The sequence below is a fragment of the Sphingomonas sp. OTU376 genome (assembly GCF_038440415.1).
Classification (GTDB): Bacteria; Pseudomonadota; Alphaproteobacteria; order Sphingomonadales; family Sphingomonadaceae; genus Sphingomonas; species Sphingomonas kyeonggiensis_A.
On the sequence record NZ_JASATQ010000114.1, the window covers coordinates 1 to 8,317 of the forward strand.

5 protein-coding genes are annotated in these 8,317 nt (G+C 69.4%); all 5 read right to left on the minus strand.

The window, feature by feature from the left end:
- Window positions 1-90 precede the first annotated feature (90 nt).
- Window positions 91-2,154, minus strand: a complete 2,064-nt coding sequence (locus AAHM44_RS24230) for a TonB-dependent receptor plug domain-containing protein (RefSeq protein ID WP_342251590.1) — start codon at window positions 2,152-2,154, stop codon at window positions 91-93.
- A gap of 22 nt (window positions 2,155-2,176) precedes the next feature.
- A complete protein-coding gene (locus AAHM44_RS24235) occupies window positions 2,177-3,121 on the minus strand; it encodes a hypothetical protein (RefSeq protein WP_342251591.1) in 945 nt (314 codons plus the stop codon).
- Between the two features lie 87 nt (window positions 3,122-3,208).
- Window positions 3,209-4,819, minus strand: a complete 1,611-nt coding sequence (locus AAHM44_RS24240) for a M56 family metallopeptidase (RefSeq protein WP_342251592.1) — start codon at window positions 4,817-4,819, stop codon at window positions 3,209-3,211.
- Between the two features lie 3 nt (window positions 4,820-4,822).
- Window positions 4,823-5,200 (minus strand): BlaI/MecI/CopY family transcriptional regulator, encoded by a 378-nt coding sequence (locus tag AAHM44_RS24245; RefSeq protein ID WP_184167986.1) that lies wholly within the window; start codon window positions 5,198-5,200, stop codon window positions 4,823-4,825.
- A gap of 75 nt (window positions 5,201-5,275) precedes the next feature.
- On the minus strand, window positions 5,276-8,035 hold the full coding sequence (locus AAHM44_RS24250) for an ATP-binding protein (protein ID WP_342251593.1): 2,760 nt from the start codon (window positions 8,033-8,035) through the stop codon (window positions 5,276-5,278).
- Window positions 8,036-8,317 lie beyond the last annotated feature (282 nt).

Genomic DNA, 8,317 nt, shown 5'->3' on the forward strand with positions numbered 1-8,317 from the left:
CGGACCCCCCACACCCCCCCCCCCCCCCCCCCCCCCCCCCTTCTCTAACCCACCCCTAGCCCCTCCCTTGCAGGGAGGGGAAAGTAGGTTTCAGAAACTCCCGCTGATCTTGAAGGTGAAGATCGGGCCGATCAGCTGGTTGTTCGACTGGCGGAAGACCAGCGGATTGGTGGTGCGGCGGCCGGCATAGACTTCGCGGTCGTAATAATGGCGGGCGCTGAAGATGTTGCCGACCGTGGCGCGGACGGTCAGGCCGAGCACATTCTTGTGCTCGGCGAAGACGTTGACGAACCACGGCCCCTCATTCTCCTGGTTCACTTCGGTCAGGTAATAGTACGGCGAATAGTGATAGAAGCTGGCGTCGACGCCCCAGGCCAGCGCGCTCTTCGGGATGTCGTGGCGGAAGTTGAGTTCCGCCCAGCGATCCTGGGTGCCGCTGATCGTGCGCATCTGGCCGGTGAGCGGATCGCGGACGCGGGCACGCTCGATGCCGACGGTCGCGTCGAGCTTGGCGCCGGGCAGGCCGAGCGGGGCGAACTGGATCGTGCTGGTGCTGACCAGCCCCATCCGGGTGGCGCGGGGCAGGTTGCCGACGCCTTCGTCGTCCGCGCCGATCGGGACGATATCGATGATGTCGTCGATCCGGTGATAATAGGCGCGCAGCCGGGTCTTGCCCGCCGCGCCCAGCGTGCGGCCGACTTCCATCTCGGCTTCCCAGCTCTGCGGCGGGACGAGATCGGGATTGCCGGCATTCTGGCGCTCGGACTTGAGATTGGGCTGGGCGAGGAAATCATAGAAGCTGATCTGGCCGACGCGGCGGCGGACCTTGAGGCTGAGGTCCCAGGCGGCATCGGGCTTCCAGCCGAGCGTGACGCTGCCCTTGGGGCGGAAGAAGCGCCGCGCGGGCAGATCGCCATCGACGCGCTCGAGCACGCTGGTCTCGCCGCCGCCGGCGACCTGCAGGCTGAGCTTGGCGCCTAGCGCCCGGCTATAGGTGACCATCCCCTCATGCCGGACCTCGCGGACGATGCCGCTGCCGCCGGGGAAGGGGACGGGGACGAAATCGCCCTGCGGGTTCAGCGTGGCGAGCGCGCCGCGCTGATCGAGCCCGTTGACGGCGCGCTCGAGCGAGACCTGCCAGTCGGCCTTGCCCATCTTCCAGCCATATTCGGCGCGGGCGATCGTCTCGGTGATGTGCGAGTTGCGGGTGAAGCGGGTGCCCTGGTCGGGGGCGCCGCTGGCGAAGCTGTCGATCTGGGTGGAGATCACCGGCTCGTGATCGAAATGGCGCAGGCCGATGATCTTGAAGCGGCCCGGCCCGAGCGCGAACTCATAATCGGCGTTGACGTCGTAGAACCAGCCGTTGAGCCGCTGGCGGCGCAGGCGGGTGCCGTCGTTTCCGTCGGCGCGGAAGCGCTGCTCGAAGTCATAGACCGGGTTCCAATAGGGCGAATAGCCGAGGACGAGATTGCCCTTGGACGTGCCGGGGCCGTCGATCGCCAGGCGGAGCTTGGCGGTGACCGTGTCCGATTCCTGGTGGAAGACTTCCTCGCGCCGCTCGATCAGTGACCCGTCGGCGGCGTAGAACAGCTCGGGCCCGCCGATCGCGCCGCGGCCGGCCTGGTCCTCGAGCGACAGGGTGTAATCGACCGCGCCGGTCTTGCCGGTGTAGCTGATATTGCCGCGGAACAGGTTGGGCCGCGAATAATGAGCGCGGAAATCGGGCTTCCATTCGAACTGGCCGCCGGCCTTGCGCGCGTTCTTGAGGATGATGTTGGCGACCTGGCCCGAGAGGCCGGCGATGCCGAGAGTGGAGGCATCGACGATCTCGATCCGCTCGACATTGCCGGCGGCAACCCGCTGGAGCTCGGCGATCGCGCCGCCGGTCTTGTTGGCGATGCGGGTGCCGTTGATCAGCACATTCTCCGATGCCTGGCCCAGGCCACGCTCCTGGTCCGCGCTGCGGATGGTGAAGCCGGGAAGCTGGACCAGCATGTCATAGGCAGTGCGCGGGGCGAAGCGGGCGAAGTCCTCCGGCGTGAAGGATTGCTTGGCGGCCGCCGTGCCGGTTGCAGGCGGCACGGCGGTCTGGGCACGGACCGCGCTCGAGGGAAGGAGCGCGGTGCCGGCAAGGAGAAGGGCTGCGAAACGCATCACTGGGGCGCTTTCCTGGCGATCAGTGCTTGAGCACGCGGATCTGGACGAGCTGCTCGGGCGTGGGATCGGTGATGCCGATCTTGCGCGCGTGGCGGACATCCTCGGCGGTGACGCCGACGGCCTTGAGCTCGACGAGGCGCTCGGCCGGCAGGTCCGGATAGCCCATCGCGGCCATCTCGCGGACGAAGGCGGGGGTGACGTTCAGCGCCTTGAGCTGGGTGACGTCGTCGGCGGAGAGGTTGCGCAGGCCCGCCCCGGCCATCTCGGCGAGATATTCGGGCGAGACGTCGAGCGCCTTGAGCTGGATCAGCTCATCGGCCTTGAGCTTGCCGAGCCCGGCGCGGAGCATGCGGCCGGCATAGTCGGCGTCGATGCGGAGCGCGGCGAAGGCAGTGAGGTCGTCGAGATTGTCCGGGCGGAAGCCCTGGCGGGCGAGATCGGCGATATAGGCGGGGGTGACCTGCAGCGCGGAGAGCGCGGTCAGCTCGTCGATCGTCGGCTTGGGATAGTTGGCCCTGGCCAGCGCCTCGACCAGCTCCTTGTTGGCGCCAACCAGGGTGAGGTCGAGCGATTCCTGGAAGCTTGGCTGGCCGATGCCGCGCTGGGCGAGATAGCCGGCGAATGCGGCATCGGGGGTGAAGCTGCAGCTGCCGATGGCGACCTTGCGCTCGGTGGCGCCGGTGCAGTCGAGGCGGCCGGGCTCACGGGCGATGGCGAAGCGGAGCGGGCCGTTTCCCTCCAGCGCCCGGGTGTCGAGGCCGATCTGGCTGCCCGAGACGCTGGTGTTCATGTTGTGGCGTTCGCCCATGGTCAGGCTGAGCTGGAAATGGCCGCGGCCCGCCTCGAGCTGGAGCTTGAAGCCGATCGGGGTGGAGGCGGTGACCGGATCGCGGGCGCGATCGCCGGCGATGGCGGTGGTGGCGAGCAGGGCAAGCGAAGCGAAGGCAATGATCGTGCGGCGCATGACATTTCTCCTGGGTGAAGAAGGCAAGCCGGGGGCGTTCACCCCGGGACGGGGTGTCAGCGCTTCGGCGGGTTGGGGGTGGTGGTCTTAGTTGTCGGGATCCGGGGCCGGCCGGGGATCCGGATGGGGCTTCGGGCCGCGCTTGAGCGTCTTGCTCAGCGCGAGCGAGTCCATGTCGACGTTCATGCCGGCGGCGTGCAGGCGGCGGACATCGTCGGCGGTGACGCCCATGCCGGCCAGAGCGATGTAGTCGTCGATGTCGCCGTGATAGCCGGCCGAGACGATGCTGCGGACATAGGCGGGGTTCACGCCGACGGCGCGGGCACCCATCACATCGTCGTACGAGCGGATGCGCAGGCCGGTGGAGAGCAGCGCGCGGATATACTCCGGGGTGACGCCGAGGGCGCGCATGCCGTTGGCGTCGTCGAGGCTGAGCGGGCCGAGCTGGGGCGCGGCCTGGCGGAGCTCGGCGATATAGTCGCCGGTCACGCCCAGCGCCTTGGCGCCGATGATCGTGTCGAGCTCGTTGTGCTTGCGGTCGTCGCGGTGGTCCTGCGGCGCGGCCGGGGTGGCGGCGGCGTGCGGGGCGGCGGGCGAGGCCGGTTCGACGGTTTCCGGGCGGGCGGCGACGCTGGGGGCCGCCGGGGTGGCGGGGGGCGTGGCGGCGGCGGTGGTGTCGTCCCGGCGCTCGGTGGCGCCGACGGTGAGCGCGGCGAGCGGGGCGGCCATCACCAGCATGCCGGCGCCGAAGCCCGCGATCCACGAGCCCTGGGCGCGGCCGCGCGGCAGGGTGGCGTCGAGCACGCGGCCGACGCGGCGCTTGAGGCTGCCCTTGCCGGGGGCGACGCCGTGCGCGCCGATCAGCAGGCCGCGGGCTTCGTGCCGGGCGACGCGGACGAGCAGCTGGGCATAGTCGGGCGCATCGATATTGGCGGCGAGCACCGCGTCGTCGGCGGCTTCCTCGCGCAGCTGGTGCGCTTCGCGGGCGAGGCGCCAGGCGAGGGGGTTGAACCAGTGGATCGCGGTGGCGATGCGGGCGAGCATCAGCTTGGCCCAGTCGAGCGCGGAGACGTGCGCCAGCTCATGCGCGATGATCGCCTCGGCCTCGTCGGTCGCCGCCAGCGCATCGGCGCTGAGCAGGATGGTCGGGCGGGCAAGGCCCCAGGAGATCGGCGAGGGCAAAGCGTCGCTGACCAGCAGCGCGGTGCCGCTCTTCATCCCCATGCGGCGCTGGGCATGGGCGAGCGCGCTCAGCCACACCGGATCGACCAGCACTTCGGCACCGGCGCGCAGGCGCACGAGGCGGAGAAGCGCGATAATGGTTAGCATTAGCAGCGCGATGACCGGCAGCGCATAGGCGAAGCGCTCCCAGCCCTGGGGCAGGGTGAAGCCCGGCTGCTCGGCCGATGCACTGACCTGCGGCGTAGCGGTTGTGGTGACCGTCTCGCGCGGGGTGACCGGCTCGGGCACGATGTTCGTGGCGGGGGCCTCGAACCGGCTCTGCAGCACCTGGGGCAGCGGCAGGCTGAGCGAAGGCAGCATGAAGGTCGCGACCGGCAGGATCACCAGCCCGGCCAGGCCGAGATGGGCGATCAGCGAGCGCTCGGCGGCCGAGCGGCTGCGGGTGAGGCGGAGCAGGAGCAGGGTGATGCCGGCGATCACCAGCGACTTGAGCACAAGGCCGAGCAGGGCGGTCATCGATCAGGCTCCCTTCTTGGCGCGGGCGGCGGCGATCATCGCTTCCAGCTCGTCCAGGTCGTTGTCGTCGAGCTTCTCGCTCATGCCGAGCAGCGCGCTGGCGGCATGGGTGGTCGAGCCGTTGAAGAAGGTGCGCACGACATGGCCGAGCGCGTTCACGCTCGCCTTGTTCTCCGCGATGGTCGGCGAGAACAGGAAGCCGCGGTCGCTATGCTCGCGCTGGACCGCGCCCTTCTGCTCGAGCCGGGTCAGCATCGCGCGGACCGCCGAGGCCGACAGCTTGTCGGGCAGGGCGTCGCAGACATCGGACACGGCCATCGCGCCACGCTCGTAGAGCAGGTCGACGATCTGGCGTTCGCGGGGCGGCAGGTTGTTCAGCATGACGAATCTCTCTACGCTACATTTGTAGTTCTAGGCTACAATTGTAGCGCATGCAAGCGCCATCTGAATCCGGAGCTAGCCGGTGCCCCCTGACGGAACGGACAAGGCCGCGAGATCGGCCGAAATCGCGTGTTCCCAGGCCAGCGCGCCCTGCGTGCGGGCAAGGGCCAGCGCGTCCTCCAGCAATGCCCGACCGGCATCGGTGCCGGAGGTGCAACGCGCCGCAATGCCGGCCTTGAGGCGCAGCAATTCGGGCAGCGAGACACGCTCGCCATTGGCGGTGCAGCGCGCGATCGTCGCGTCGATCAGCTCAAGCGCCTCGGGATAACGCGCCTCGAGGACCAGCCCGCGTGCCAGCGCGATCGAGAAAGTGGTGGTCAGCAGATCGTAGCGGGCGGCGCGCAGGCGGGAGAGGCTGTCGCGCAATATGTCCAGCGCCTCGCCGGTCTGGCCTCGCCGGATCGCAAGCTCGCCCCGGAAACCGGCTGCCGCGGCGACATAGGGGCCGAGTGCATTGTTCTCGGCGCACTCATTGAACGCGGCCAGATCGGCTTCCGCTGCCGCGAGGTCCGCCATCCAGAGATGCACCGAGAGCGACCAGATCAGCGCGATGCAATGGGTGACCGCGTGGTTGAGCCGGGTGGCTTCGTCCACCGCCTGGCGGGCGAGGCGGTTCGCGCCCTCGGTATCGCCGACGAGCCACAGGGTGCGCGCCAGCGCGATGATCGAGCGGTTGCGGTGATCGAAGCCGTAATGGATCGTCCGGCTGCGGATCGAGGGCGGGCTCTGCCGGATCGACAATTCGAGCGCCGGCCGTGCGCGCTTCTGGTCGCCATGGAGGTGGTGCGAGATGCCGGCGAGCGAATAGGCGACGCCGATCGCCTCGGGCGCGCCGATCGCTTCGGCGACTTCCACGGCGCGCTCGGCCTGGCGCATGGCGATGTCATATTCGCCGATCCGCTCATGGAAGATGTGGAGCCGGCCAAGCAGGCGCAGCTGGTTCCAGCGATCGTCGAGCGCGGTGGCGATCTCCAGCGCACGGACAAGCGCATGGCCTGCCGCTTCGCTGTTGCCGCGGGTGAACATCAGCGTGATGCCGAGCGCGGCCTGGAGCTCGAGTTCGGTCGCGGTGCCGCGCTGGCTGTCGTCGATCTCCGCGAGCGCCCGGGCAGTCCAGGTGCGGCATTCGATCATGTGCGACAGGTTGAGGAAGACGGGCGCGCTGGCGGCGGCGAGGCGGAAGGCGATCCGGGCATCGCCCTCCTGGCCGAAGGCCCAGTCGAGCGCGCTGCGGATATTGCCGAGCTGCATGCGCAGCGGGCGGGTGTCCTGCAGGACATCCTCGTCCTGCTCCGCCACCGCCTCGAGTTCCGCAAGGAAGAAGGCGGCGTGGCGCCGCGCCGCCGCGGCATAAAGCGGCAGTCCGCGGGCACGCAGCTTTTCCCGGGCATGGGCACGAGTCATCTCGAGCAGGCGATAGGTATCGGTACGGCGCGAGCGATCGGGCGCGACCAGCGACTTGGAGACCAGCTCGTCGAGCGCGACGGCGACGGCATCCGACCCGATCTCCGCATCGGCGGCGACCGCCAGCGCGGCATCGATCGAGAAGGGGCCGACGAATACCGAGAGCCGTTCGAGCACGACGCGCTCGGCTTCGGAGAGCAGGTCGTAGCTCCAGTCGAGCGTAGCCTGCAGCGTCTGCTGGCGCGGCTGGGCGGTGCGACGGCCGGACCAGCCCAGGCTGAACCGCTCGCCGAGCTGGCGCGCGGTGGCGGCAAGGCCGTGGGTGGCAACGCGGACGGCGGCCAGCTCGATCGGCAGGGCCATGCCGTCGAGGCGCTGGCAGAGCTCGGCGATCAGCCGGGCGGCTTCGTCATCGATGACGAGCGTGCTGTCGGCCGCGCCGGCGCGCTCGCAGAACAGCTCGACCGCGGGGAAGGCGAGGAGTTCGGTGCGGCTGAGCCCGCTGATCTCCTCGGGATAGGCGAGCGCGTCGAGGCGCAGCACATGCTCGCCGCGCACGCGCAGCGGCTCGCGCGAGGTCGCCAGCACCCGCGCGCCGGGCGCTTCCTCGACGATCCGCTCCACGATCTCGGCGATCTGGATGATGACGTGCTCGCAATTGTCGAGCAGCAGCAGGAAGGGGCGGTCGCGGATATGGGCGAGGATCACCGCCAGCGGATCGCCGCTCTGCGCCGAAAGGCCCATCGCGCCCGAGATCATCGAGGCAACGACGGTGGGGTTCTCCAGCATGCTGAAGTCGACGAAGGCCACGCGCTCATCGAAGGCAGGCGCCAGCTGGTGGCCGATCTCGATCGCGAGCGACGTCTTGCCGACGCCCGCCGGGCCGACGATGCTGAAGACCGGCGTATCGACTGCGCGCGTTTCCAGAAAGGCAAGATCGCGCTCGCGGCCGATCAGATGGGGAAGGCGCGCGGGCAGGTTGAGCACCGTGCCGGGGCGGGGCGCTTCGACAGCGGGTTCCGGCGCCTGGGTGCCGGCGAAGCCGTGGCGCTCCACCGGCGCGACAAAGGCATAGCCGACGCCGACCTGGGTAGCGATGTAGCGTGCGCCATCCACGCCGTCGCCGAGCAGCTTGCGCAGCCCGGCCATGTGAAAGCGGAGGCTGCCGTCCTCGACCACGACATCGGACCAGACGCGCTTGAGGAGCTCGCGCTTGGACAGGACCCGGCCCGGCTGCTCGGTGAGCACCACCAGCAGATCGAAGGAGCGCCCGCCGATCTCGACCGGCGCGCCGTCGCGCGTCAGCAGCCTTGCGCCTGGAGAAAGCGCGAAGGGGCCGAAGCAGATGCGTTCGCCAAGCTGTTGATCCACGTCCGCCACGTTCTGCCATTACCCCTCTATGGTCGAGTGTTCCATGCCGCTTGGGGGGATGCGCCTCAATCCTACCTAGGTGTTATTCTTTGCGTTCAGGCGGTTCGAGGGGCTTCCTTGGCGATTTCCATCTGCGCGCTATCCCCTTACTTCTGCCGTCACCCCGGCCTTGTGCCGGGGTCCACCGGGCGGCGAGGGCGGGCCTCAAGGTTCCAGTTCAGCGCGTGCGGCACCGTGGACCCCCGCCCAAGGCCGGGGGGGCGAGGGGTTTGCGCCGGGCGG